The 26,396-nt window shown below is 59.1% G+C and carries 25 protein-coding genes and 2 riboswitches; of the genes, 12 read left to right on the forward strand and 13 right to left on the reverse strand.

Annotation, left to right across the window (positions count from 1 at the left end):
- Positions 1–21: 21 nt before the first annotated feature.
- The gene (locus ACZ5IL_RS04775; RefSeq protein ID WP_464595467.1) at positions 22–693 is read right to left on the reverse strand and encodes a DUF938 domain-containing protein; all 672 of its coding nucleotides are present in this window, start codon (positions 691–693) and stop codon (positions 22–24) included.
- Positions 694–1,236: 543 nt separating this feature from the next.
- On the opposite strand from ACZ5IL_RS04775, the gene ACZ5IL_RS04780 reads away from it, so the two are divergent.
- Positions 1,237–1,689, forward strand: a complete 453-nt coding sequence (locus ACZ5IL_RS04780) for a DsrE family protein (RefSeq protein ID WP_464595468.1) — start codon at positions 1,237–1,239, stop codon at positions 1,687–1,689.
- Between the two features lie 269 nt (positions 1,690–1,958).
- Positions 1,959–2,999 (forward strand): MBL fold metallo-hydrolase, encoded by a 1,041-nt coding sequence (locus tag ACZ5IL_RS04785; protein WP_464595470.1) that lies wholly within the window; start codon positions 1,959–1,961, stop codon positions 2,997–2,999.
- A 109-nt stretch (positions 3,000–3,108) separates the two neighbouring features.
- Here the strand turns inward: ACZ5IL_RS04785 and ACZ5IL_RS04790 are convergent, their stop codons facing one another.
- Entirely contained in the window at positions 3,109–3,717 is a 609-nt protein-coding gene (locus ACZ5IL_RS04790) for a hypothetical protein (RefSeq protein ID WP_464595472.1), read from the reverse strand.
- 201 nt (positions 3,718–3,918) lie between these two features.
- Positions 3,919–4,389: a MarR family winged helix-turn-helix transcriptional regulator gene (locus ACZ5IL_RS04795; RefSeq protein WP_464595474.1), complete on the reverse strand. Its 471-nt coding sequence runs from the start codon at positions 4,387–4,389 to the stop codon at positions 3,919–3,921.
- 135 nt (positions 4,390–4,524) lie between these two features.
- Between ACZ5IL_RS04795 and ACZ5IL_RS04800 the strand changes: the two genes are divergently transcribed.
- Both ACZ5IL_RS04800 and ACZ5IL_RS04805 read left to right on the forward strand, forming a co-directional pair.
- Entirely contained in the window at positions 4,525–4,971 is a 447-nt protein-coding gene (locus tag ACZ5IL_RS04800) for a VOC family protein (RefSeq protein ID WP_464595476.1), read from the forward strand.
- A 240-nt stretch (positions 4,972–5,211) separates the two neighbouring features.
- Positions 5,212–6,417: an MFS transporter gene (locus ACZ5IL_RS04805; protein WP_464595478.1), complete on the forward strand. Its 1,206-nt coding sequence runs from the start codon at positions 5,212–5,214 to the stop codon at positions 6,415–6,417.
- A gap of 49 nt (positions 6,418–6,466) precedes the next feature.
- Here ACZ5IL_RS04805 and ACZ5IL_RS04810 read toward each other — a convergent pair whose 3' ends face one another.
- Positions 6,467–7,642, reverse strand: a complete 1,176-nt coding sequence (locus ACZ5IL_RS04810) for a ribonucleotide-diphosphate reductase subunit beta (RefSeq protein ID WP_464595479.1) — start codon at positions 7,640–7,642, stop codon at positions 6,467–6,469.
- Between the two features lie 59 nt (positions 7,643–7,701).
- A complete protein-coding gene (locus ACZ5IL_RS04815) occupies positions 7,702–10,611 on the reverse strand; it encodes a ribonucleoside-diphosphate reductase subunit alpha (RefSeq protein ID WP_464595481.1) in 2,910 nt (969 codons plus the stop codon).
- Positions 10,612–10,727: 116 nt separating this feature from the next.
- A riboswitch (cobalamin riboswitch) is annotated at positions 10,728–10,928 on the reverse strand.
- Positions 10,929–11,116: 188 nt separating this feature from the next.
- On the opposite strand from ACZ5IL_RS04815, the gene ACZ5IL_RS04820 reads away from it, so the two are divergent.
- From ACZ5IL_RS04820 to ACZ5IL_RS04835, 4 genes are all read left to right on the forward strand, one after another.
- Positions 11,117–11,785, forward strand: a complete 669-nt coding sequence (locus tag ACZ5IL_RS04820; RefSeq protein ID WP_464595482.1) for an epoxyqueuosine reductase QueH — start codon at positions 11,117–11,119, stop codon at positions 11,783–11,785.
- Positions 11,786–11,821: 36 nt separating this feature from the next.
- Positions 11,822–12,028: riboswitch (cobalamin riboswitch) on the forward strand.
- A gap of 105 nt (positions 12,029–12,133) precedes the next feature.
- A complete protein-coding gene (gene metE, locus ACZ5IL_RS04825) occupies positions 12,134–14,470 on the forward strand; it encodes a 5-methyltetrahydropteroyltriglutamate--homocysteine S-methyltransferase (RefSeq protein ID WP_464595483.1) in 2,337 nt (778 codons plus the stop codon).
- A 341-nt stretch (positions 14,471–14,811) separates the two neighbouring features.
- Positions 14,812–15,231, forward strand: coding sequence for a hypothetical protein (locus ACZ5IL_RS04830; protein WP_464595485.1), 420 nt, complete (start codon positions 14,812–14,814; stop codon positions 15,229–15,231).
- Positions 15,228–17,549, forward strand: a complete 2,322-nt coding sequence (locus ACZ5IL_RS04835; RefSeq protein WP_464595487.1) for an autotransporter family protein — start codon at positions 15,228–15,230, stop codon at positions 17,547–17,549. Before ACZ5IL_RS04830 ends, ACZ5IL_RS04835 begins: the two co-directional genes overlap by 4 nt.
- A gap of 116 nt (positions 17,550–17,665) precedes the next feature.
- On the opposite strand, the gene ACZ5IL_RS04840 is transcribed toward ACZ5IL_RS04835, so the two are convergent.
- On the reverse strand, positions 17,666–18,034 hold the full coding sequence (locus ACZ5IL_RS04840) for a hypothetical protein (RefSeq protein ID WP_464595489.1): 369 nt from the start codon (positions 18,032–18,034) through the stop codon (positions 17,666–17,668).
- 381 nt (positions 18,035–18,415) lie between these two features.
- Here ACZ5IL_RS04840 and ACZ5IL_RS04845 point away from each other — a divergent pair, with 381 nt between their 5' ends.
- Positions 18,416–18,685: a hypothetical protein gene (locus tag ACZ5IL_RS04845; protein WP_079448081.1), complete on the forward strand. Its 270-nt coding sequence runs from the start codon at positions 18,416–18,418 to the stop codon at positions 18,683–18,685.
- Positions 18,686–19,117: 432 nt separating this feature from the next.
- Here ACZ5IL_RS04845 and ACZ5IL_RS04850 read toward each other — a convergent pair whose 3' ends face one another.
- Positions 19,118–19,357 (reverse strand): hypothetical protein, encoded by a 240-nt coding sequence (locus ACZ5IL_RS04850; protein ID WP_464595491.1) that lies wholly within the window; start codon positions 19,355–19,357, stop codon positions 19,118–19,120.
- A 275-nt stretch (positions 19,358–19,632) separates the two neighbouring features.
- On the opposite strand from ACZ5IL_RS04850, the gene ACZ5IL_RS04855 reads away from it, so the two are divergent.
- The gene (locus ACZ5IL_RS04855; protein ID WP_464595492.1) at positions 19,633–19,947 is read left to right on the forward strand and encodes a hypothetical protein; all 315 of its coding nucleotides are present in this window, start codon (positions 19,633–19,635) and stop codon (positions 19,945–19,947) included.
- 227 nt (positions 19,948–20,174) lie between these two features.
- Here the strand turns inward: ACZ5IL_RS04855 and ACZ5IL_RS04860 are convergent, their stop codons facing one another.
- The 4 genes from ACZ5IL_RS04860 to ACZ5IL_RS04875 all read right to left on the reverse strand — a co-directional run bounded on the left by ACZ5IL_RS04860 (position 20,175) and on the right by ACZ5IL_RS04875 (position 22,874).
- Entirely contained in the window at positions 20,175–20,396 is a 222-nt protein-coding gene (locus ACZ5IL_RS04860; protein ID WP_464595494.1) for a hypothetical protein, read from the reverse strand.
- 294 nt (positions 20,397–20,690) lie between these two features.
- The gene (locus ACZ5IL_RS04865; protein ID WP_464595495.1) at positions 20,691–20,981 is read right to left on the reverse strand and encodes a pyocin activator PrtN family protein; all 291 of its coding nucleotides are present in this window, start codon (positions 20,979–20,981) and stop codon (positions 20,691–20,693) included.
- Positions 20,982–21,656: 675 nt separating this feature from the next.
- The gene (locus ACZ5IL_RS04870; protein WP_464595496.1) at positions 21,657–21,905 is read right to left on the reverse strand and encodes a hypothetical protein; all 249 of its coding nucleotides are present in this window, start codon (positions 21,903–21,905) and stop codon (positions 21,657–21,659) included.
- Between the two features lie 759 nt (positions 21,906–22,664).
- The gene (locus tag ACZ5IL_RS04875; protein WP_464595498.1) at positions 22,665–22,874 is read right to left on the reverse strand and encodes a cold-shock protein; all 210 of its coding nucleotides are present in this window, start codon (positions 22,872–22,874) and stop codon (positions 22,665–22,667) included.
- A gap of 682 nt (positions 22,875–23,556) precedes the next feature.
- Here ACZ5IL_RS04875 and ACZ5IL_RS04880 point away from each other — a divergent pair.
- The gene (locus tag ACZ5IL_RS04880) at positions 23,557–23,820 is read left to right on the forward strand and encodes a hypothetical protein (protein WP_464595500.1); all 264 of its coding nucleotides are present in this window, start codon (positions 23,557–23,559) and stop codon (positions 23,818–23,820) included.
- A 133-nt stretch (positions 23,821–23,953) separates the two neighbouring features.
- Positions 23,954–24,247: a hypothetical protein gene (locus ACZ5IL_RS04885; protein WP_464595501.1), complete on the forward strand. Its 294-nt coding sequence runs from the start codon at positions 23,954–23,956 to the stop codon at positions 24,245–24,247.
- A gap of 378 nt (positions 24,248–24,625) precedes the next feature.
- Here ACZ5IL_RS04885 and ACZ5IL_RS04890 read toward each other — a convergent pair whose 3' ends face one another.
- Both ACZ5IL_RS04890 and ACZ5IL_RS04895 read right to left on the reverse strand, forming a co-directional pair.
- Positions 24,626–25,222, reverse strand: coding sequence for a thermonuclease family protein (locus ACZ5IL_RS04890; protein ID WP_464595502.1), 597 nt, complete (start codon positions 25,220–25,222; stop codon positions 24,626–24,628).
- Positions 25,198–26,139, reverse strand: a complete 942-nt coding sequence (locus ACZ5IL_RS04895) for a hypothetical protein (protein WP_464595503.1) — start codon at positions 26,137–26,139, stop codon at positions 25,198–25,200. Before ACZ5IL_RS04895 ends, ACZ5IL_RS04890 begins: the two co-directional genes overlap by 25 nt.
- Positions 26,140–26,396: the final 257 nt, after the last annotated feature.

Genomic DNA, 26,396 nt, shown 5'->3' on the forward strand with positions numbered 1-26,396 from the left:
CCGGGGAGGCGGCTACGACGCTCATCCCTGATTTCGTTCGAACGCAAGGATCAGATTATTGGCGGGCATTTCGGTGATGTCCGTCAGCGTCAGGCCATTTTGCTGCGCCAGCGTCGCCACCTCGTCAACGTCGCGTACGCCCCACTCTGGATTGTTATTGCGAAGGCTGGCATCGAACGCCTCGTTGCTCGGCGCGGTGTGTCGCCCGTTTCGCTTGAACGGTCCATAGAGAAACAGCCGCCCATCAGGACGCAGACAGTGTGAGGCGCCCGCGATCAGGCCCTCGGCGACGCGCCACGGCGCGATATGGATCACATTGGCGCAGAACACCGCGAGCAACGCGTCGTGGCCATCGTTCATTTCCGCCAATTGGCATGAATTCGATAGGTCGATCCGCTGGGGCGGCCGGACATTGGCTAGGTTCTCGTGAGCGGTCCACGCTGCGATGCTCCGAAGATGATGGTCGTTAAGATCGGTCGGCCACCAGGTAATGCCGGGCGAGTGCCGCGCGAAGAAAACGATATGCTGTCCGGTGCCGCTGCCGGCCTCGATCACGTTGCCTGTCTTGCCGCGCAGGAATTTTTCGAGAACCGTCCAGATCGCGACATGGTTGCGGTGAAACGCAGCCGCGTCGAGCCGTTCATCGGGGGCTCCACGCCGGCTGTCGTTGCGGAATTCACCGTAGTCGGGCATGGGCGGATACCTTCATTCCAAGGGAATCCTGCAGGATCGCTGGTCCGGGCATCATTCCAGCTTGCCGGACATCCAGTATTCTGCCGACGGAATCGTGGATGCACTAAGCGATCCAGATCTAACATGTGGGCCGTGAAGACGGAGATCAAGTCGGGGATTATGCCGAAGCTACTCGGCCCCGTTCCGCTGTAATTTGGCAGGCTTCTGCACGGCGGTTCGCGCAAGCTGGCTTTTCGCAAAGGCTGGACTGCTGGAGATGCCGGCAGGGCCGATGCCATCACTCGCGCGCGGCGGCATAGATGCCGCTCTCAAGCTTTGGGGCTAGCTCAGAGTGGCGCGACGCCGTCATCGATCGGGCCGATTGGAGAAATTGCTCGGGTGTTCAACCTTGAGCTTGCCAAAGGCAATGTGCGCGACGTACGCTACTGTTACCGGCGTTCTCCGTGCTGCTCGAGCCTGATCCCGCGAGGATTTGTTCGAGAACACGCAGGCGCCGACACAGCGACCGTGCCCAGAAGATCGCGACGGCTACAGGAGGTATCTATGCGCCGATTTATGCGTCCTATCATCGCCGCAGCAGGGCTGTTGATCGCATTCACCTCGCATGGTTTCGCCGCCGAGCCGCAGCATCGTCTTGTGATCCAGGTCGACCAGAACGATCGGCGCACCATGGACTTCGCGCTGAACAACGTCACAGACGTGATCGAGCACTATCGCGGACTGGACCAGACGGTGGCCGTCGAGATTATGGCGTGCGGCCCGGGTCTCCACATGCTGCGCATCGATACGTCGCCTGTGAAGGAGCGCATCAAGCAGATCCGGGAAACGGCATCCCCCAGCAGGATCCAGTTCTCGGCCTGCAACAACACCAAGCAGAGTATGGAGAAGAAGGAAGGCCATCCGCTTGAGATGCTGCCGGGAACAACGATTGTGCCCTTGGGCGTGGTGCGGCTATTGGAGTTGCAGGAACAGGGCTGGAGCTATCTGCGGCCGTGATCAACGGCTGACGGCGACGCTCTGAAGCACCGCATTCGCGGCTGTTGTTGATCGCTTCGGCCTGCTGGAGGTGCTGCGTAACTGTTATGCTCGCCGCCGCGCTGTGATCGAAACCAGTTGACTCCGTAACGATAGAGGCCAGCGCCAGAGCGGCGGTCGAGTGATCAGCGAGCTGGACTTGTGACCGGTTGCAATCGCCCGCCGGCAGCATAAGTTTGCTGGAATACCTCACGGTAAGAAAATCTGCACAGGAGGAGGGTCGTACGATTATGATCTTTCGCCAGTTGTTCGACAGCGTTTCCGGCACCTACAGCTACCTGATGGCGAGCCGTGCTGGCGGCGAGGCGTTGATTCTTGATCCGGTGCTGGAAAAGGTCGGCCGTTACTGCCAGTTGCTGCGTGAGCTCGATCTCAAGCTTGTAAAGGCCATCGACACGCATCTTCATGCCGATCATGTCACCGGACTAGGTGAGCTGCGTGATCGCACCCAATGCGTCACCGTGATGGGCGAGCAGACCAAAGCCGACGTGGTTTCGATGCGGGTCAGCGACGGCGATAAGATCCAGATCGAGGGCATCGGCCTCGACGTGATGTACACGCCGGGCCACACCGACGATTCCTACAGTTACCTGATGGGCGATCGTGTCTTCACCGGCGACACGTTGCTGATCCGAGGCACCGGCCGCACCGATTTCCAGAACGGCAGTGCGCGTGCACAGTACGATTCGATCTTCAATCGGCTCCTGAAGCTGCCCGACGAAACCATGGTGTTTCCCGCGCACGACTACAAGGGCGATATGGTCTCCACCATCGGAGAGGAGAGGCGCTACAATCCGCGGCTTCAGGTGCGCTCGATAGACGAATATATTGAACTGATGAACAATCTGAAATTGCCGAATCCGAAGCTCATGGACGTGGTGATTCCTGCCAACATGCATGTCGGCCTCAGGCAGGACGATCTGGCGAAGCAGGGACTGGCGCTGACGCCGCGCGAGGCGATTGCCCGACTCGGTCAGCCCGATATCCTGCTGGTCGATCTTCGCGAAGCCCATGAGCGCGCCAAGCACGGCACACTGACTGGCGCGCTGCATGCGCCCTATCCTGATATCGCCGACAGCCTGAAACCAGGCGGAATGCTACGCGAGGTAGCCGCCGCGACCGGGCGCCGCATCGTGTTCTTCTGCGCCTTCGGCGAGCGTTCGGCCATGGCCGTTACCGCAGCGAAGGACGCCGGCCTGACCAACGCGGTGCATATCGAGGGCGGGATCGATGCCTGGAAGAAAGCTGGCGGACCGGTGGTCGCGGGCTGACCGGTCACGGTGGGCGTGCGTACCAAGACCATGACGAGCGTTGACCGTCAAAATTTCTCAGCAAGGAAGGTCATCGCCCGTGTCGAACAGTCGACGACTGTCCCAGCGTTCATTCGGCCTCTATTGCTTTCTGAAGGTCCGAGCAAGCGTCGTCCGCGTCGCGATTGAGAATGAAGAGGCTGTCTGCCGGTCCGAAAGCAATGTACTCGCCCGGCCCCTCCGTTACCCGCGCCTCTGTTCGCATGTTGATGTCGTCATCGATGTAGACCTTCAGTCCGTTGTCGATGGTTTCAATTATGAAGATGCCGCCTTCCGCATCGAGATTCTCGCCAGTCATGTGGCAAGCGATGCCGTCCGCATGCGGGTAGCCTGAGACGATGGCGTGCTCGTCGGCGCGGTTCGCTTGCTGGTCAAACGCGCATTGCCCGATAGCTCGCCACGGACGGGCGTCGTTACGCCGCATGATTTCCAGCCGGGCGAATGTTTGGAGCGGAGTGTCAACACTGTCGGGATAAGTTTCGCGCCGCAGCGCGAACCGCATGGAAGTCGTCTTCTGAGTTGGTTTTTTTGCCAGATGAGCAGCATCGTAACTGCGGGTGAAGCAGGCTTGAGAGCCGGCTGCGTCGTCAATAAGATCGGGCGCGGCGTGGACGTCAGGGGCTGCAACCAAAATGGCGATTAAAACGAAAAGTGCTTGTTTCTCCATGCTCGTCTGCATTTTCATCCCTGCTTACCAACTCCATTCAGGGGACGGAATATAACGAAGAGAAGTTAGCGGGGCAGCCGTTATTTATAGCGCTTCGAGCGAAGACCGGTTCGCGTGAAGAAACACGTCAGATCAAAATCATGAGCCCCGCTTCTGATTCCGTCAGAGCCAAAGCCCTAATAGAAAGTGGTTCTAGCTAGAATGTCTTTTGCGTCAGCCGGCGACGCTGCCGCGATTGTCAAATGTCGACAAAGTGTTGAGTTCGGTGCGCAGACGATCCGGGTCGGAGAGCTCTTTTTCGATTTCCGCATGAAGATGTTGCCAGATCGGCACCGCCACAGTCAGAACGGCCCGGCCATGAGGCGTCAGCTGCAACAGTCGGGCACGCCCGTCCTTTGGGTCGGCCATTGTTTTGACAAGACGCCGGCGCTCCAGCGGCTTGAGATTGGCAGTCAAGGTTGTCCTGTCCATCGCCAGCAGCGCCGCTACGCTGCTGAGGTTCGGTGGCTGCGGCCGGTTGAGCGACATGAGCAGGGAGAACTGTCCGCTGGTGAGGCCAACCGGCTTCAACACGATATCGAAGCGGCGTGCGATCGCTCGCGCTGCTCTTTGGGCATGGAGGCATAAGCAGGTGTCGCGCACCAGAATCGTGGTTTCAAAAGCAGGATCAGAAAGCGTACGCATCAGGGAGCTTGACTCCGCGGCTACATTACGTTGATATCAACTTATGTAGGAGGTCGTCAATCGACGTTGGCGGCGTGTCCTGGCAGCTCAATCTTTCATAATGTGAGTCAACACCCCTGTCAGAAAGGAGCCAGCATGAAGATCGTGACCAGCCTCAGCTTCCGGGGCCAGTGCCGCGAGGCATTCGAGTTCTACGCCAAAGTTCTCGGCGGGACGATCAAGGCGGCCATACCCTATGGCGATGCGCCTCCGGGCATGCCGATCACGGACGAGAAGTACAAAACCTGGCTGATGCATTGCTGGCTCGATGTCGGCGATCAGGCGCTGATGGGCGCCGACATGGACGTCGGATGGGCATCTAACATCGACAAACCCAAGAACGGCTTCGACGTTACCCTGCACACAAATGACATGGCCGAGGCCCGGCGCTGGTTCGATCAACTTTCTCAAGGCGGCAAAGCAGGCATGTCGTTCGCCGAAACCTTCTGGTCGCCCGGCTTCGGCACGCTGACCGACAAGTTCGGCATCCCCTGGATGATCAACGTCATTCCATCGGCTGACTGGAAACCGCCGCAAGGCTGATCGCATGCCTATAGCGTTTCGAGCGAAGCACGCCCTCGGGCTTGACCCGAGGATAGGTAACGGTTCGCGTAAAGAAACGCGTCAAACAAATCATAGAATCCCGCGTCTGATTCCATCAGGCGCGGGTTCTAAACACCAGGAATAAAAAGCAGGCGGCTGTCGGCACCGACCGTGCTGATGCGTCCTTGGGACATCGGGCGGGCAGGCCGCCCGATGGAGCAGGGGCGTCGGGCAAGGACCATGAATCATTACTATCGCTGGGTGATCGTTGCGGCGGGCGGCCTCTTGGGCTGCGTCGCGATCGGCGCCATGTTTTCGTTGCCTGTCTTCCTGCGGCCGATGTCGCAGGACACCGGCTGGTCCGTCACCGGCATATCCACGGCGATGACGATCGGTTTCCTCGCCATGGCCGCGGCCAGCATGGTGTGGGGCAACCTCTCCGACAGGTTCGGCCCACGCCCGGTGGTGCTCACGGGGGCGGTCGCGCTGGCGGCGAGCCTGGCGCTCGCCAGCCGGGCGGAATCGCTAATCGCTTTTCAATTTCAATTTGGTCTTTTGATCGGTGCGTCAACCGCCGCCATCCTTGCGCCGATGATGGCTTGCGTGACCGGTTGGTTCGATACGCAGCGCGGTCTTGCCGTCTCGCTGGTCTCCGCAGGCATGGGCATGGCGCCGATGACCATGGCACCGCTTGCAGCCTGGCTGATCACGATCCACGACTGGCGGACATCGATGCTGATCATCGCTGCTCTCACCGCGGTTCTGATGATTCCCGCCGCACTGCTCGTGCGTCGGCCGCCGGCGTTGGAGGGTGGACCGGCCGGGATGACGATGAGCGAGCCGCAATCGGACATGACCGTCCGGCAAGCGGTGAGTTCACCGCAGTTCATCATTTTGATGCTGGCGAACTTCTTCTGCTGCGCCACTCACTCAGGCCCGATCTTTCATACGGTGAGCTATGCGGTGACGTGCGGCATACCGATGATTGCTGCGGTGTCGATCTACAGCATCGAGGGGTTAGCCGGCATGTTCGGTCGTATCGGGTTCGGCCTTGCGGGAGACCGGTTCGGTGCGCAACGCGTTCTGGTGGTCGGACTGATGGCGCAGGCCTTCGGCGTACTCGCCTATGCTTTCGTCAACCAGCTCGGCGGCTTCTACGCCGTGGCAGTGGTCGTCGGCCTCCTTTACGCCGGAACGATGCCGCTCTATGCCGTGATCATCCGGGAGAATTTCCCGTTGAAGATGATGGGCACAATCATCGGCGGCACCGCGATGGCCGGCAGCCTTGGCATGTCGACCGGCCCGGTGCTGGGCGGGCTGATTTACGACCATTTCGGCAGCTACGCGCTGATGTATGTCGGCTCGTGGGGCATGGGCCTGATGGCTATGCTGATTCTGATGAGCTTTCGGCCGTTTCCTAGGAGGGAGGCCATGGCGGCGGCTTAAGCCAGGCGCGGGTGCTTCCGGTTTATCCGGTCGGCGTTCTGCGGTCCCGTCAATCCCACGCAAGTGCGCCGCCATTCTGGTATTCGATGACGCGGGTCTCAAAAAAGTTTTTCTCCTTCTTGAGATCCATCGCCTCGCTCATCCACGGAAAGGGATTGTCGGCCTCGGGAAACACCGGCGCGAGTCCGAGCTGAGCGCAGCGGCGGTTGGCGATGACGTGCATGTAGGTCTCGCACAGCGCGGCATTCAGGCCAAGGAACCCGCGTGGCATGGTGTCCCGCCCATACGCGGCCTCGAGCTCGGCGGCATTCTTCAACATGGCGCGCACCTCTTCCTGGAAATGCTTGCTCCAGAGATGCGGGTTCTCGATCTTGATCTGGTTGATGATGTCGATGCCAAAGTTCAGGTGGATCGACTCGTCGCGCAGGATGTATTGATACTGCTCGGCGATGCCCACCATCTTGTTGCGTCGGCCGAGCGAGAGGATCTGCACGAAGCCCGTATAGAACCACATCCCTTCGAACACGACGTAGAACGCGACGAGGTCGCGCAGGAACGCCTGATCCGCTTCCGGCGTGCCGGTCTTGAAGCCGGGGTCATCGATATGCTGCGTGTGTTTGAGCGCCCAGGCCGCCTTGTCGGTGATAGAGGGCACCTCGCGATACATGTTGAACAATTCGCCCTCGTCGAGACCAAGGCTTTCGACGATGTACTGGAAGGTGTGAGTGTGGACGGCTTCCTCGAAGGCTTGACGAAGAAGATATTGCCGGCATTCGGGATTGGTGAGGTGGCGGTAGATCGCCAGCACGATGTTATTGGCGACCAGCGACTCAGACGCCGCGAAGAATCCCAGGTTGCGTTTGATCATGCGCCGCTCGTCATCGGTGAGGCCATCCTTCGATTTCCACAACGCGATGTCGGCCTGCATGGAGACTTCGGTCGGCATCCAATGGTTATTGCAGCCGGAGAGGTACTTCTCCCAGGCCCAGCGGTACTTGAGCGGCAGGAGCTGGTTGACGTCGGCGCGGGCGTTGATCATCCGCTTGTCGTCGACGCGCACCCGCGCAGCGCCGCGATCGATTTCGCCGAGACCGGTGGCATCGACGGAGGTATCGGTCATTGTCACGCAAGGCGATGAATCAGACGCCACGTCGTTAGGCGCGAGCGTCTGCGGCGGAGCGGATCGTGCCGGTGCGGAAGAAGATGTGTCGGACCAATCGAGCATGGGGATGTTCCTGATTATGTCTTCTTTGTGCAAGCGACGCGCGCGAGCACGAAATGAGGCTACTGACACGCCTCGCAGGTGGGATCCTCGATACGGCAGGCTTTCCAGCCCTCAGTGTCGGCGGAACGATTGACATGTCCATTCGCATCGAGCGCTGCGGCGGACACGACCGCGGACACGGCGTTGAGCTTGCCGTCGGTGCCCTTGAGCGTGGATTTTTCGACATGCGTTGCCGATCGCGATCGCAGGTAATAAGTCGTTTTCAGGCCGCGTTTCCAGGCATGGCGATAGAGCGCGTCGAGCTTCTTGCCACTTGGATTGGCAATGTAGAGATTGAGCGACTGCGCCTGGTCGATCCACTTCTGCCGGCACGACGCGGCGTCGATCAGCCAGCCTGAGTCAATCTCGAAGGCGGTAGCATAGAGTGCCTTGAGATCATCGGGAACGCGGTCGATCTGACCGACGCTGCCGTCGAAATATTTGAGATCCGAGATCATCACCTCGTCCCATAGGCCGCGTGCCTTGAGATCACGCACAAGGTGTGCGTTCACCACCGTGAAGTCGCCGGACATGTTGGATTTGACGTAGAGGTTCTGATAGGCGGGCTCGATCGACTGCGACACACCGCAGATGTTGGAGATCGTCGCGGTCGGCGCGATCGCCATGCAGTTCGAATTGCGCATGCCGACGGTCATGACATTCTGGCGCAGCGAGTCCCAGTCGAGACGGCTGGAACGGTCGATCTCGACCGCCGCGCCGCGCGCTTCATCGAGCAGCGTGAGGGAATCGAGCGGCAGGATACCCTTCGACCACAGCGATCCTTGATAGGAGGGATAGCGGCCGCGCTCGGCCGCGAGATCGACCGAGCCGGAGATCGCGTAGTAGGCGATTGCTTCCATGCTTTCGTCGGCGAAGGCGACGGCGTCGTCCGACGCATAGGGTATGCGCAGGATGTTGAGCGTATCCTGAAAGCCCATGACGCCGAGCCCGACCGGCCTGTGCCGCAGGTTCGAGGTTCGTGCCTCTGGAATGGTGTAGAAATTCACGTCCAGTACGTTGTCGAGCATGCGCATCGCAATCTTGACCGTGCGCGCGAGGTGCTCGTGGTCGAGCTTGTCGTTGTGCAAGTGGTTGACGAGATTGACCGAGCCGAGATTGCAAACCGCGATCTCCGTTTTTGAGGTGTTGAGCGTGATCTCGGTGCAGAGGTTTGAGGAATGCACGACGCCGCAATGCTGCTGAGGCGAGCGCAGGTTGCAGGGGTCTTTGAAGGTGATCCAGGGATGCCCGGTCTCGAACAGCATGGTCAGCATACGCCGCCACAGGTCGACGGCGCGGACCTGCTTCGTCACCCGTAGCTCGCCGTCCGCAGCCTTCTTTTCGTAGTGAGCGTAGCGTTCAGCGAAAGCCTTGCCGGCGAGATCGTGCAGGTCCGGCGTTTCGTCGGGTGAGAACAGCGTCCAGACGCCATCTTCTTCGACGCGCTGCATGAAGAGGTCCGGCACCCAGTTCGCCGTGTTCATGTCATGGGTGCGGCGACGGTCGTCGCCGGTGTTCTTTCGCAGGTCGAGAAATTCCTCGATATCGATATGCCAGGTTTCGAGATAGGCGCACACCGCGCCCTTGCGCTTGCCGCCCTGGTTGACGGCGATCGCGGTATCGTTCGCGACCTTCAGGAACGGCACCACCCCCTGGCTTTCGCCGTTGGTGCCCTTGATATGGGCGCCGAGCCCGCGCACGCGCGTCCAATCGTTGCCGAGCCCGCCCGCATACTTGGAAAGCAACGCATTGTCCTTAATCGCCTTGAAGATGCCGTCAAGGTCGTCGGCAACAGTCGTGAGAAAGCAGGACGAGAGCTGCGGGCGCAGCGTGCCGGCATTGAATAGCGTCGGCGTCGAGGCCATGAAGTCGAACGAGGAGAGCAGGTCGTAGAACGCGATCGCCTTCTCTTCACGATCGATCTCGCGCAGCGCGAGGCCGCAGGCGACGCGCATGAAGAACGCCTGCGGCAGCTCGAAACGCACACCGCGGACGTGCAGGAAGTAACGATCGTAGAGCGTCTGGAGTCCGAGATAGTCGAATCGCAGATCGCGTTCCGGCTTCATCGCAGCCGCAAGCCGGTCGAGGTCGAAACGGCCGATCTCCGGATCGAGCAGTTCGTTGTCGATGCCCGTTCGCACATAAGCGCGGAAGTAATCCGCGTAGCGCTCTGCCATCTCGGCTTGCGTGGCCTGCTCGGACCGTCCCGAGACAAAGCTCAAAGCCTCGCGGCGCAGTTTGTCGAGCAGCAACCGGGCGCTGGCCTTGGCGTAATCGGGATCGGTTTCGACCAGCGTGCGGGCGGCAAGGATCGTCGCCAGCGCCAGTTCGTCCACGCTGATGCCGTCATAAAGGTTGCGATGAGTTTCAGTCAGAATCGCGGAGGGGGAGACATCCTCAAGCCCCGCGCACGCCTCCTCCACCACGGCGGCGAGGCGTTTGGTATCGATAGGTACCATCGATCCGTCAGCCAACTTCATCCGCAGCACTGGCGTCACCACTGCCTGGATGCCCTTCTTTGCCTTCGACCCTTGCGCCTTCGCCCGTTCGCGAGCGCGCTCCTCGCGATAGAGCACATAGGCGCGCGCGACCTTGTGATGCTCGCTCCGCATCAGCGCGAGTTCGACCTGATCCTGGATGTCCTCGATGTGGAAGGTGCGCCCCGCATCCGAGCGCCGCGACAGGCTGGCGACGATCTGGCCGGTCAACTCAGTGACGATGTCATGGACCCTGCGCGAGGCGGCGGCGCTGGTCCCCTCGACCGCAAGAAACGCCTTGGTCAACGCGACGGCGATCTTCGAGGAATCGAACGGCGAGACCGACCCGTTGCGCCGAATGACCTGATACGCGGGTTCGCTGGGCGGCATCGCAGCCGCAGCAGGCAAAGACGGACGCACAGCACGCGCGGCAGCTTCGGTTGCGAGAGACATCGGCTTAAGACCCCGGTTTTGTTGCGAGCCGGGGTCAGGCGGAGACGCGCGCAGGAAATCTCACGGCGGACGCCGCGATTCCCGTCAAGCGACCCGCTGGGACACCCCGCCCAGGGAACGTTTCGGCTGTCACGGCAGGTTTCCTGGCTTGCGGGGTCTCAGCGTCCGTCCGGTCTTCCCAGGGCCTTGCGGTCCCAGTGACACTCAATGGACTTCGGCTCGCCGCTTAACAGTTGCGGGGGCAGCGCCGGCATTACCGGCTTCCCTCTTTCGCTCTCGGTATTGCGACTCGAGAGACCGTGACCGCCATATCTAGTAGCCGCGCCAAATTCCGAGTCAACAGATCGTTTCGACTCCGGGCTTCACAATTCTCGTAATTCACAGTTCGGCGAAAAACGCTGTGCAACCATCGCTCTGTCCAACTCTTGACGCTTCGATCATACAGACCATTATCCAGAGAGATTTGCCGCGGCGTTTGTCTCGCGGCTCAACCGCCGAGTCCGCCGTGATCGAATTCGTCCGACCGAACCTGACGCCCCCGAACGGGCAAAAGAAGGTATTGCTGCATTCCTGTTGCGCGCCCTGCTCGGGCGAAGTGATGGAGGCCATGCTTGCATCGGGGATCGATTACACGATCTTTTTTTACAATCCGAACATCCATCCTCTGAAGGAATACCTGCTGCGCAAGGACGAAAACGTCCGCTTCGCGGAGAAGCACGGCGTGCCGTTCGTCGATGCCGATTACGACAAGGACAACTGGTTTGCTCGCGCCAAAGGGATGGAGTGGGAACCTGAACGCGGGGCGCGCTGCACCATGTGCTTCGACATGCGCTTCGAGCGCACCGCGCTTCATGCGCATGAGCATGGTTTCCCGGTGATGACGTCGTCGCTCGGTATCTCCCGCTGGAAGAACATGGCGCAGATCAATGACTGCGGCCATCGCGCGGCCGGACGTTATGACGGTCTGTCATATTGGGATTTCAACTGGCGCAAGGGCGGCGGCGCGCAGCGAATGATCGATATCAGCAAGCGCGAGCAATTCTATCAACAGGAGTATTGCGGCTGCGTCTATTCGCTGCGCGATACCAATCAGCACCGCCGGGATCAGGGCCGGTCGCCGATCGTGATCGGGACGCAATTCTACCGGCACGGCGAGGATTCGGACCCGACATAAGAGCGCGGTGCCGGTTGACGGCCCGTGGACGGTGGCCCATAGGGTTGGCGTCGAGGTTCTCCGGGACAATTCAAGCCCGGAGCTAAGAGGGAAGCCGGTGCGTCTTCGGACAAAGCCGGCGCTGCCCCCGCAACTGTAAGCGGTGAGCCGTGGTCCATCAGTGTCACTGGGAGCAATCCCGGGAAGGCCGGACCAAAGCTGAGACCCGCGAGCCAGGAGACCTGCCCCGACAACATAGTCGTCCTCGGGCGGGGTGTCCCGGTGGTGCGCTTGCGGTTTTCATGGCGAGCACGCCATGAATCCCATGCCGCGTCGCTAAGGCCCAGCCCCCAACATATGGGGTAAGCCGTGTCAGTTTCCTCTCTTCCTGTTGCTACGCTCGGCACGCCGCGCATCGGTCCGCGCCGTGAACTGAAAATTGCGCTTGAAAGCTACTGGTCGGGCAAGTCCGACGAATCCGCGTTGCTTGAATCGGCAGCCGGGTTGCGGGCCGCGAGCTGGGCGCGACAGAAGTCGCTCGGCGTCACCGTCATTCCGTCGAACGATTTCACACTCTACGATCATGTGCTCGACACCAGCGTGATGGTCGGCGCGATCCCGGACATCTACGGATGGAAAAGCGGGCCGGTGCCGCTTGCAACCTACTTCGCGATGGCGCGCGGTGCGCAAGGCGAAGATCACGCTTCGAGCTGCGCGCATGGTCATCATGGCGACGGTCACGCGCATGGTGCGCCGGCGCAGGAGATGACCAAGTGGTTCGACACCAATTACCACTACATGGTCCCTGAATTCACCAGCGGCCAACGGTTTGAACTCTCTTCGCTCAAGGCCGTCGACGAATTTCGCGAGGCCAAGGCGCTCGGCTATCAGACAAGGCCGGTGCTGCTCGGTCCCGTCACTTATCTGAAGCTCGGCAAGAGCAAGGACGCGAATCTCGATCCGCTGTCGCTGCTCTCCGGCCTGCTGCCGGTTTATATCGATCTGCTCAAGCGGCTTGCCGCAGAGGGCGCCGCATGGGTGCAACTCGACGAACCCTGCCTCGTTCTCGATCTCGACGATGCGACCCGCAAGGCATTGCGCGCGACATACGAACAGCTCGCGAGCGCGCTGCCGAAGCTGAAGATCATGCTGACGACCTATTTTGGCGGTCTCGGCGATAACCTCGATACCGCATTGTCGCTGCCGGTCGCGGGCCTCCACCTCGACCTCGTTCGCGCCCCGGAACAACTCGACATCGTGGTGGCAAAGGCGAGGCAGGATCTGGTCTTGTCCCTCGGCGTGATCGACGGCCGCAATATCTGGCGCGCTAATCTCCCCGCATTGCTCGACCGTCTGGAATCCGTGGTCGCCAAACGTGACATCGATCGCGTACAGATCGCGCCGTCCTGCTCGCTCCTGCATGTGCCGATCGACGTGGCGTCGGAAGCCGATCTCGATGCCGAGTTGAAGAGCTGGCTCGCGTTTTCGGTGCAAAAGATGGGTGAACTGGCGACGCTGGGTGAAGCCCTGGCCGGAGGCCGCGCGTCGGTTGCCGATGCGGTGGACGCATCCGCGAAGGCCGCGGCGGTCCGCAAAATGTCGCCGAAGGTCCACGATGCGAAAGTCTCGGCGCGGATCGCAGCCGTCACCTCGGACATGGCACGGCGCAAGCGCGTATTTGCAGATCGCGCGAAGTTGCAGCGCGAACGCTTCGGCCTGCCGTCGTTCCCGACCACCACGATCGGTTCGTTCCCGCAGACTGCCGAGGTTCGAAAGGCGCGTTCGGCGCACGCCAAGGGGGCATTGAGCGACGCCGACTACGAGACGTTCCTGCGGGAGGAGACGGCACGAACCATCCGCTGGCAGGAAGACATCGGCCTTGACGTGCTCGTGCACGGCGAGTTCGAGCGCAACGACATGGTGCAGTATTTCGGCGAGCAGCTGTCCGGATTCGCTTTCACCAGGCACGGCTGGGTGCAGAGCTACGGCTCGCGCTGCGTTCGTCCGCCGATTTTGTTCGGCGACGTGTCCCGGCCCAAGCCGATGACCGTCGGCTGGTGGAAATACGCGCAGTCCCTGACGTCGAAGCCGATGAAGGGCATGCTCACCGGTCCCGTCACCATTCTCAACTGGTCGTTCGTACGCGATGACGTGCCGCGTCGTCTCGCCTGCCGGCAGATTGCGCTTGCTATCCGCGACGAGGTCGCGGACCTGGAGGCAGCCGGAGCGTCGATGATCCAGATCGACGAGGCCGCGCTGCGCGAAGGATTGCCGCTGCGCCAGTCCGAATGGAAGACGTATCTCGACTGGGCGGTCGAATGTTTCCGTCTGTGTGCGAGCGGCGTCGCCGACGCAACGCAGGTTCACACGCACATGTGCTACTCGGAGTTCAACGACATCATCGACGCGATCGCGGCGATGGATGCTGATGTCATCTCGATCGAGACGTCGCGCTCCAAGATGGAATTGCTCGACGCCTTCAAGACCTACAAATACCCGAACGAGATCGGCCCCGGCGTCTACGACATCCACTCACCGCGGGTGCCTGCGGTTGATGAGATGACCGGCCTGCTCAAACTTGCACGCCAGCGCCTTTCCGACAGGCAGATCTGGATCAATCCGGATTGCGGGTTGAAGACCCGCAAGTGGGAAGAGGTCAGGCCGGCGCTCGTCAACATGGTGGAGGCGGCGAGGCTGATGCGTTAACGCGCTGGCCGCGGACGATCGGCTGCGCCGAACGCGCATATATAGGGAGAGAGATGGGCACGGCCGTCTCTCTCCCGGCGATTGCGACGTGCGCGCTCCGTGTGCAGGGAGCGATCGAAAATGCGGGAAACCTCGTATGAAGACGAAGAATCGAGCGCACGCGGCGAGACCTGACGATCTGAATGCACAAGACAATGCAACGAGACGCACGCTGTCTTCAGCGACGTCTTTTTTGTTGCACAGGCACCACATCCCCCGATTTCTTTAGACCTCTAAGTGGACTCTGCGTTGCAGCGTGTATTAGGTGGAACCAGTCTTTTTGAATGACCTGGTGCTTTTCCATGACTAACCCGTTGATCGCGGCCAAGTGGTCCGCGTTTGCAGTCCAGCAGCTTTGCTTCCCGCGTAATTGCCCGGACCGGAAGCGTCGTTGGCATCTGTTCACAACCTCATCCCTTTCCTCGGCCTCGGTTGCCGTGGCTTTGCTGACGCTTCAGTTTGCTGGACCGGCGCTGGCGGATGGTGGCGCCGGCGGCCAAGGTTCAACGCTTAGCTCGCACGGCGCTGGCGGCGCGCCGGCGGCACCGGCTTCGGGGGCGCCGCGGGCAGCGATGGTGGCGGTGCTGGCGCGTTCTATGGCGGCGGTGGCGGCGGCGGCGGAGCAGGCGGCGGAGCAGGCGGCGCTGGCGGGCTCGGCGGCTTGCCCGTTTCAAATGGCGGTGCTGGTGGCGCTGGTGGAGCGCATGGTTTTTCAGGCGTGACCATCAACAATATGGCGCCGCTCACTGGCGGCAATGGTGGCGATGGCGGGGCCACCGGCAGCAGCGGAGGTGGTGCGGGCGGAGGTGGCGGCGGCGGTGGCGCCGGCGGTTATGGCGCCGTCATCACCGGGACTGGCGTCAACAATAACAGCAGCTCGCTCGCTGGAGGCAATGGCGGAAACGGCGGAACCAGCGGCTTCGGCACCGACGGCAGCGGCGGCGATGGCGGAGTTGGATTGGCTTTCAGCAATACCGGCGGCGTCACCTTGAACAATAGCGGGAGTATATCGGGCGGCAATGGCGGCGCGGCGGGCGCGAACAACGGTGTTGGCGCTCCAGGTCAGTCCGGCCTCGGGGGCGCAGGCGTTGTTGGCTCCAATCTCACCATCAACAATAACGGCACCATCGCGGGCGGCACCGGATTCGGTGGCCAGGCCAACGCGATCACGTTCACAGGCGGGACCAACGTGATCAATTTCGGGGCGGCCACTTCCGGCCTCACCGGCAACGTTGAGGTGACGGCTGGGACCGTTCAGATGAATGCGATCGCGATCGGCACGACGGTTGCGAATGTTATCACGGGCGGCGGCGGATTGATCCAGAACAGCGCCAACACGCTGACCCTGTCCGGGGTCAACACTTACACCGGCGCAACGACGGTGAACGCCGGAATGCTCTCGGTCAGCGGTTCGATCGCATCGTCGTCGCTGACGACGGTGAACCCGGGCGGCACGCTGGGCGGCAACGGCATCGTTGGCAACACCACAATCAATGGCGGCACGCTGTCGCCGGGCAATTCGATCGGCACGCTGACGGTGGCGGGCAATCTGGTGCTGACAGCGGCGTCGACCTACATGGTCGAAGTGTCGCCAACCGCGTCTGACTTCACTCATGTGACCGGCTCGGCTGCGCTGGGTGGCGCGACGGTGGCGGCCAGCTTCGCGCCCGGCAGCTATGTCGAGAAGCGCTACACCATTCTCACCGCCGACGGCGGCGTCAGCGGCACGTTCTCAGGCCCGGTGAACACCAACCTGCCGACCAACTTCAAGAGCTCGCTGGCTCATGACGGCAACAACGCCTATCTCGATCTGACTTTGGATTTTGTCCTGCCCAGCGGTCTCAATCGCAATCAACAAGCGGTTGCAACCACGCTGACCAACTTCTTTAACAGCACCGGTGGGATTCCGTTGGCGTTCGGCGCGCTGTCGCCGCAGGGGCTGACGCAGGTTTCCGGCGAACTGGGCACCGGCACTCAGCAGGCGACATTCAACGCGATGAACCTGTTCATGGGCGTGATGACCGACCCGTTCATGGCCGACCGTGGCGGCGATGGCGCATCAGTCATTCCGACGGCCTATGCGGACGATACCACCGCACTCGGCTATGCCGCCAACGGGAAGACGCGCAGCGCTTCGGAGCGCGATGCCTATGCCGCGATTTACCGCAAGGCGCCTCCCTTGGTGCCGACCTTCGGTCAACGCTGGAGCGTTTGGTCGGCAGGCTTCGGAGGTTCGCAGACCACGACCGGCAACAGCGTTGTCGGCTCTAACACCGCGACCAGCAGTGTTTATGGTGGCGCCGTCGGCGCCGATTACCGGGTGTCGCCGGATACGATGTTTGGCTTTGCAATGGCTGGCGGCGGAACCCAATTCCGCGTCGACAACGGGTTCGGTACGGGGCGCTCCGATCTGTTCCAGGTCGGTGTCGACGCGCGTCACCGTCTCGGCAATGCCTATTTCAGCGGCGCGCTGGCCTATGGTTGGCAGAACGTCACCACGGATCGCATCGTGACGGCGAATGGCATCGAGCGGCTGCGTGCGAATTTTAACGCCAATGCTTTCTCAGGGCGGCTCGAAGGCGGCTACCGCATTGCCACCCCATTGGCGGGCATCACGCCCTATGCCGCGGGGCAGTTAACCAGCTACGATCTGCCGGCCTATGCCGAGCAGGGCGGCGCCGGCGGCAATCTGTTCGCGCTCAACTACGCGTCAAAAAATGTTACCGCATCACGCTCCGAACTGGGCTTGCGCACCGACCGGTCGTTCGCGCTCACCGATGCTATCTTCACATTGCGTAGCCGAGCGGCCTGGGCTCATAATTTCGGCACCAATCGCTCGATCTCAGCGACGTTCCAGTCGCTGCCCGGCGCGTCGTTTGTCGTCAACGGCGCGGCACAACCCGCCAACGTTGCACTGGTCACGGCTGCCGCTGAAATGAGCTGGGTCAACGGCTTCTCGGTCGCCGGCACCTTTGAAGGCGAGTTCGCCAACACGGTTGAGAGTTATGCCGGAAAAGGGGTGCTAAGGTACTCTTGGTAAGCGGCATCGTTCAGAAGCCGCATCTGAAGAGGGGGCGCTTTCCAAACACCCTCGAACTCCGATCGCGCCAAGGCCAGGGTAGCCAGAAGCAATCGGCTCATGGGAACGATGATCGATCAGGCCGTGCGGTTGCGGAATACGACAACCACAAACAGCGCCATAGCCAACACCATGACCAGCGAACCAACGATGGGTGCCGCTTTATAGGCTGTGCCTCCCACAATCACGAGGGCTATTCCGGCTGGAAGCAGAATGCCGCCGAGAATGTGAAGCCAGCCCTGAATCCGGGCCAGCGTTGTTCTGCCTGCGGCCGGAATCAGCCGGTAGTAAAGGCCGAACAGAAACAGCAGGACGCCGCCGACTAGGTTGAGGTGAGCATGAGCCGGCGCAAGGACGAAGTTCTGCTGGATCCCCATTGCGATGCCAGCAATCATGCCCACAAGCAAAATCACCACGCTCACGCACATCATCAATGATCCGATCATTGTCCTTTTTCCTATTGATGCCAGTCTAAATGGATAAACTTAGCGCGGTCCGCTTAGCGTGATCGTTCGCTCATTCACAAACTAACTTATCTCTTCATAAGGCGTCGTCCAAACCGATCTATATCGACCGACTCACGACGCACCGGCAAGCCTTCGGCCGATTCTTGTTAGATAGACTTTCGCTGCGAGCCACCGCCCGTCGAGACGGTCCCTAAAGCTGAATCGTGTCTGGCGGTAGCGCGATTTCATAGACGCGCCACGATCCGTCGCCTTGTACTTGCCTGCTAAGTGTATGAAAAACCTAGATTCTGATGCAAAATATTGCATCTCGTGAATTTTTGGTAGCGTCATTCGTTGGCATTTTTCCGTGGAGATTGAGAAATGGACTTTGAAATGGTTTTCGCAGCCGCATTGCTCACTGATGACATACTCGCTGCAATTCATGACCTGCATGCCTACGCAAACGGCGGCGGAACGTCCATTAGCCGTAACAGACTTCGCGAAATCGTCGATAAATACGTGACTTATGACGAGAAGGATTTTGCAGAACTTCGCAGGGACGTGGATTGGAGCGCTGTTGTATCGTATTGGCGCGAAGCGGTCGCGCACATGGAAGAGGCGATCAAGGGAGAAGTTCCCGTGTACAAATAAGTCTCGGGACAAATTCGAAAGTGCGCGCGCGAAGCAGTCGATTGCGCCGGCGCAAATGCTACGAGACGAGATGCCGAGCAATGGCGTGGGCTAAGGGCATCTCGATGTAGTGGAAGCAGTACTGACAGCGGTGAGTTCGCGAGTGCGGTCGTGCTAAAAGTATGGTGAACCGCCAAGGGATCATCGGCACTTTAAACGGTGCGCGACGTACTGCTCTCTGCTCGCGCCGTTCACGTGCTATCAGGGTAGGCGCCGTGAATCATCCTACCTATACCGCAGCGCCTCACAACGTAATCTGCTTGCCAGCGTCCCAACTTCGTTGAAGGGCGATTCCCGTGAACACGGTGAGGCCGATACGGCAGTTAACCCATTCACTCTTTAGTGCCCTGGTTCGTCCGTGCTGCCAACTCGCGAACATGTTCGCGGTCCGCTTCACCCGATCTCAGATGACTGACTCGGGCTATCGATGCGTTCGGCAAGTTCGTGCAGGCATTCCACCGCGTGGCTACGTTCCACACCTTGCAAAGTGGTCAACCAATCTTCAACGGCGCACATCACACCGAATGAAACTTCGTGGTCCGAGAACTTCTCGAAGCTCTGCAATTTGCTCAGAAATAGCTTCGTTTGATCTTCAACGATCTCTGAGTTCCAAACGATATCTGAGTTCCGCATAGCATTCTTCCTTTTGGATCGACTCAATTGTTACTTCAAAAGGCAAACGTGGCAGAACAATAGCGATGACGTCGATGAATGACTCACGAAATATTACCCGAGCACCCTTTTTGAGTAGCAGAGTTGTGCAACGATTTGGTTAAGCGCTCGTTCCATCTGGATCTGGAATCTCTTTAGCGTTTCAAGCACGCCGTCCGGCGTTTCTAAACCAATGCTCGTGGCCACCGGAACCGTTCCTGGCGTCTTTATCCGTGGCAGGATTATTGGCGCCGCTCATGATGACGTTAGTCGGATTGGAAAAAAGTAAGGAGCGGGTGACGCTTTCGGATATGGTCAGAGTACCGAATGCGGTACGACCTTCACTGGGCTGCCGGTCTGATGGAGCCGCATCCTCCACGGATCGGCAGTCGTTGCTCAGCGAATATGAGGGCTTGATGAACGAACACCACGCACTGGTCTCTATCAAAAAAATGATAAAGGCAGCGAGCGGCCTCGATGATATCGAAGCCGTTCGGGATCAGCTCCATACAATGCTCCTAGTCGCGAATTATGCGCTTCCTCCTGTTCAGCGCAAGCCGACGAAGAAATAGAAAACCTGTGCCGGGAGCGTTGTGGCGGTGAGCGCTCGTTTCGCCGCCTTCGTCGTTTAGATGGCGTTTGGCGCCTGTTGGATCATTGCTCAGAGAGAGAGCCTGTTTGATCGGGACTGCCGGCCCGGTACCAACACTGGGGGGATGGACCGGCAGCCCCTAGCCGGACGCCTCCCGGCTCTCCGATCATATTCGAAAGGTCACCGGAGAATCCATGCGACGATCCGTCATCTTGGCGGCGATGGTTCGTGGTGACGGCCGCGCAACTGCGCGGCGCTACATACTTCAAGGCGATGTCTGCGGCGACCTGTCAGTGTCACGATGGCTCCGCGATGCAACATCCGTACGGATGTTGCGATGATGTCGGTGCAATCCATGTTCGCAGTGCGGTAGGTCTTGATCGACCGCAGCACCTGAGTTTTCATTTTGCCGATTTCCTTCCGCGACATGGCGATGTACTTGTCGATCGCATCGCCCAGTGCGGAGTGTGTTCAGTCCACAGCGCCTCTTCATCCGCGCTGTAAGATATTGGTTAGAATGAAAAAAACCGCGAAGAAATATGAATCCATATTTAGTGTCGCTCCGATGATGGATGGGAAACGGGCATGTTTCAATAATTGAAGTTAGCCGTATTTCATCGGCATTTCTTGCATTTTTTCGGTGTTTTCGGAAAATAGCGAGTCGTACTGATTTTCGTGGTGCGGCGCTTGGTCGCTCCCATCAAAAAATCGCCGTGCGAGACTCTAGCCGTTTAGCTGCCGATATTCTCTCAGCGCCGCCTCGCGACGCGCATCAAGATAGTCGGCCAAGTCTTGCAGGTGGATTCCCTTGGCACACTTTTGGCTGTTCTCCATTCGCACCATGGGAATCTCGATCTCGCCAGCGCCAACCTTGCGAATGAACTTGGCCGGGTCGAGATGCGAGAAATAATCGCGGCACACTTCCTCAACCGGAATGATGGCTTTGCCGCCGTACTGCGCCATGAGCAGGAAAGCGGTGTTTAGGGTAGGGGAGTTGGCGGCGCTCTTCATCATGGGAAGATGCTAGCGCGGCGTGCGGGTGACTCAAGCGGTTCTGGTAGCCTCAATGACACGCCGCATGGTGAGTAAGGGCCCCGAAATTGAAGTTTTGCCGCTGGGCGGCCCGGTAGCTTGCGACGGCATGACGGTTCACGTCGAAATTTTTCGACCCGTTGAAGGAGACGAAAGATGGACGCTTGATGGAAGGGCCTGCGATCGGATTCTCCACCGGGTGGTAACCCGCCGCCTTCGCGAACACCGGCTCAACCCAACGGAAGATAATGGGCAGCAATGTCAGGCCTGCTACTCGACCGGCTTCACCGCGCGCGGGCCTGAATGCGAAGGGTAGGAACACTCGTTGACGGCGAGCATTGAATCGCCCGGAACGGGCTCGATTTCCTCACCTGTTCCGGAACCCGAGACTGGCCCGCTGTGAGCTGCACCTCCGGCGAGCCTTTTCATTGGCAGCCTAACGACAGTGCAGATCATCTCGAACGATGGCTATGTCCGATGCAAACGCTTGTGGCCATTCTCTCGTTTTTCTTTTTTGGAACGGTCGTTACGACGGCCGGTTTGATCAGCGTCGCTAAGGGACTGCGCCCGAGACGTCGCTTTCGACGTCGCCGAGACGCTGCAGCCGCCCGCCAGAAATAGAAGACCCCGCCGGGGCGGAGCTATTATCCTTCCTAGCTAGCTGCCTTTGCGGCGACGGACCATTCGATAAACGCCGTAGGCAACAAGAAGAGGAAGCCCAGCCGCCGCCCCTATTAAGGGGCCTGGAGCTCCATGAACGCCGCCAGGCTTCCACCCCGATGAAGAGCCGAACAGATCGGTTGGCAAACCACCATTGTAATAAACAAAACCAGTGCCGGCTGAAACAATCAGGGCCAAAATAATTCCCCAAAAAGGTTTAGTGCCAAGAAACGCTGCAGAGAACATCTGAACCTCCCACAAAGTTCGAATCTCAACGTAACAACTACAGTTTGTATCTTATACGACTGCTCAACCGGTTCCTCGATAACATTTAAGCGAGAATCTTTGCTAACAGCGTCAGAGGCTGTCCTCGACATGGAACGAAGCGAAGGCGCTGGAGCGACCCATGCCAGACGGATCGCTTCTCTTTCAAGGTCCGATCATGATGCCGGACCGGCAGCGGAGTACGCCACCGGCCTGCCTAAACAATCACCAATGCCTAGCGTTGGCTGCGCGCCGCCATTGCGCCGGCCTTTATTGAACCGATTAAGAATCCGTAAACCATTAATGCTTTCTATTTGGCCGGACTCAAATCTTCGGCTGTTGGCGCTTCCTTGCCTGCCACAAACGCGACGAAATGGAATTGGCACGATGCAACATTGTTCGACTCCCAAAACAGAAAGTCTTAGCGGGCTACGAGATGCGCATTCAGCGGGGGTGGCTGCTGAGTTGCCTCCTCGCGGCAATCCCAATTTGCTCGCGGATATCAAGCTCATATTGCACATCGAGACGGCGCTCGTCGAAGGACTCAACTTAATAGAGCCATAAGAACGACGACCGGTTCACGATCGGGTACTGACCCTATCCAATCTATCCCGCCGGAGCGGGGTTGAGTTTGCAAGTTGGCGCGCCGGGCGGAAAAGCAAATGACCCGAAGCAGCATTGCCCGGGCCATCCACATCGCGAGCAAGCGTACATCCGGCTCAGCTCACCTAAATCAAATCATCAACCGACACGTAGGTTCTCCGCGCTAGTCTTGCCTCGCATGCTGTCCGTCTTGGCTTCGAACGAAACCTTCTGACCCTCGTTGAGAGAGCTCAAGCCAGCGCGTTCGACCGCGCTGATATGAACGAAGATATCCTGCCCGCCATCGTCGGGCTGAATAAAGCCGAAGCCCTTTGTCGCATTGAACCACTTCACAGTACCTGTAGCCACGTATAAATCTCCCCAATCATTCAGGAAGGCAGATCACAGACCAAGCGGTGATCCGATGCAAGGAAAACCCGCCGGTGGGGAGCCGGCGGAAGCGTCCTCTTAGCTAAGGCTCAGCTTGCCCTGTGGCGGCAATCCTTTGGCAGTACGATCTTGATGATCCACTTCTTGGGCTCGCTCAGCGCATCTTCTCGGATGGAGTGGACCAGGCCAGTCACGGACACACCCGACAGGCTCATTCGCGTTGGTATTCCCCTGAACTGGGCAGCCCGACAACGTCTTGCTTCAGAGGGTTGGGTCGTTTCGAACGTCTGCATATCCGACTCCCTTCGCGCGCATGTCCGATCGGAATCGAAAAAGGCCGGCGGGCGTGACGCCGCCGACCTTTCGATGCGATTGCCGGCTCAAGAATCCGGTGCCGTCGCGGCCTGTGATAATCGTGGCCGCGTATGCTTAATAAAAGATTATCACCTGCCTCGGTGGCAGAATCCGACATCGCCCTAATAGCAGCCGACTCGGCGTAACCCAGCGCGTGCAAGCTTCTGTTCCGCCGCACGGAAAGAAACCGCACATGACCTGATGGCAGCCGTCGATCATTGAGTTGGCAGCCTTCTTGCCAAGTCGTGCTCAAGGCCCGGGTTGGGCCTTCGAGTTGCATCAAAGCGGTGCAGTCAGGAGTACTCAAATGGCACAAAGCTTCGGTTCTAAGACGGACGGCATTTCCGACGATGCCAAGGTAGCCTCGTTGATTAGCGACCTCGACGGGACGGCCCGACAACTCGATTGCGACATTCTGGCGGAAGAGAAGAGAACGCTCGTTTCCGATCCCAACGACATCAAGTACCCGCCGCTGGCGCGTTCACTGCGGACGAGACGCGACAATCTCAGGGCAACGATTGCCACACTCGAACTGAAAGCGGGTGTCCCCGCGATCCGATCGGCGGCTTAATAACTAAATTGCTTTTGATTGTTCCGGTTAAGGCGGCGAAAACCATCAATGATCTCTAAATGTATAGCGTCAAATCACTGCCTGATGTCGCGCCTTATTTTGCCTACAACAAAAAGAAAACGAGGCCGACACGATGCAGCAATATTCGATCCAAAAGACGGGAAAGCAGTATGTCGGGGCCGAAGGTAGCCGAGTTGCTGTTAAAGGACCGCCTTGCTCCAATGCCGATGTGCTCGCCAAAGCAATTTTGGATATCAAGCTCATTTTGGACATTGAGAAAGCGCTTGCGGACGATCTCAATTTCGGAAAGCCTCGAAATTCGCAACCGGTTCAAGATCAAATATTGACCATTATCGACGAGGCGGATGCAGTCGACGCCGCCAAGCGAATACAGGCGGGCTTTCGCGATCTCAAGGTGGTGAGGTAGCGAGGGATCGCGCGCGGCGCACTGTGGCGTCAAACTTCGCGATGGCGTCCAGCAATGCCAGCGCCAACCATGCTCACGCACCCCGCCGATTTTCGACGGGGTGCGCAGGTTCGCTCACGACCGGGGCCAGTGAGCCTTGCCCCCAGCAAAAGCGGGGGGCAGATGAATGCCGGACAGTGGTGCTTCGTAGTGGCCGGCACGAAAGGAAACGCTCCCAGCCGCTTCCCGGTCAGGGTGCTTGCGGTGAAGCAAGGTCGCTGGCCACATCATGGACACCTATGGCAGCGGAAGATTGAGAAAATCATACGATGAGATCGTGAAACGCTTGCGCGATCAGTTCGAAAAATGATCCTCTTTCCTGATAGGCAGAATCTACGCTTATCGAGCATTCGCATCATCCGAACACCCGCTAGGCCGTCCGCCGTTCCTGATGCACGCACGGTACGCCCACGGCACAACATACGATCCGGCCCAAACACCACGGCCCCTGCGCTCCGCCTCCTTCTGAGCGCCTGCATACTTTCCGTTTGAGTACCTGGGCCAATCGAACGCGAGCCCATTACGTACAAGCCAGCCCGCAACGTCTTCGCCATCAATCGAGCATATCGCGACCGTGCGTCCATACTGATCCATGCCGACGCTCTCGCAGCTTACGGGCCTGCCCGCGATATGCTCGTCAAGTTCATTCGCCGCCTTGGCCCCGCAGCGATATTGCAAGCTGTCGTCACCGCGACAAAACTGATCGGACTCAGGTGCGTCGATACCTGACAGGCGGATTCGCTGCCCGTGAATTTCGAGCGTGTCGCCGTCGATAACGGATGCGTGGCCTGTGATTGTCTCTGCGAGTGCAGGCGATACAACAAGCGTGGCAAGCGCTGCGATCAAGAGACGACGCTTAAGTCCTGAGGTCACTTCGCCTGTTCCTTGGGCCAAGTCAACGAAGACTCGGGTCACGTAAGCAAGCTGATAAAGCATTTCACTGCGCCCATCGATCTGTCACATAGGTGACGATCAACCTGTGCGTCATCGCCGCGATGCATAATATCGTTTCGTATGGCAACCAGTTGCTTTATGTCCTTGAGGCACTGCCCTGCTGTTGGAAATCCGGAACGATCCCAATTTTCGAGAATTTTGGAAAATCGCGGCTGCCTCTTTTTATTCTGTAGGAGCGGAAACCGTCTAACTACCGCTTCGGCAGTGATGGCTAAGTCGATTATGCATTCCCTGAAATCAGCTACTTCGAGACGGCGTTGAGCGCTGGCAAAATATTCATTCCAAACCGGGGGCGTGTCTCCGAAAATTAAGGCGTCACTAATCGCCTGCCAGGTCTCTGGAGTTAGGACGGTTCGCGGTGGCACAACAGCTGTTCGGCCGATCCTTGGAGAATAAAAAGCTCCGCCGTGCTGCAAGTTGTACAACCTCCCTCCATTGTACGACGAGCCGTCTGGCCGGTAATCGACATCAAGCAATCCCATTCCGGTTTTCCATCTCGCTATCCGAATCCAAACATCGACCGCTCGCCTCGCCATAAAGTAAAGTGCATCAGATCGATGGTCGAGTTCCTTCGCTTCTGCACTGCTGAACAGACCAGTGTTGACATGTTTGTGTTTGGCGGCGACCATGGGAATGGTGAATGAAAGCTCTGCAATAACGACAAGTAGGGCGTAGATATAGACGGCATGGATGTTGCCGTGTTTGTCCCAAGTATCCGCTTCCGCTTCCGTATCTTCAAAGCACTTCGGTTCGGCCTCTGGTAACACCGGCAGGCGAATTTTGACGGCATGATCGTCGAGACAAAAGGACATCACCTTTCCTTGAAGCGATGGCTCCATGGCCAAGTGTTTGACCCTTAGCTTCTCTCGATACTCCGCTTTGACAGTAGCGTGGGTCATTTCGCCGGTCGCCGTCCAAACCGATCCCTATCAACCGACTCCCGTAACTGCGGTAACCCCTTCGGCCGATCTGGATAAATAAACTCTTCGCCGCGAAGCCATCGCCCGTCGAAGCGGTACCAAAACTGAATGGCGTCTAGCTGAACAGCGAACTCGTAGACGCGCCATGAGCCGTCGCGTTCGATGCTCTCGCCTGTCCCGTCAAATGGGATGCTATTCATTCTACAAACCGCGTCGATGAATCCCCAATGCGCGCG

It is taken from the genome of Nitrobacter sp. CN101 (assembly GCF_055390255.1).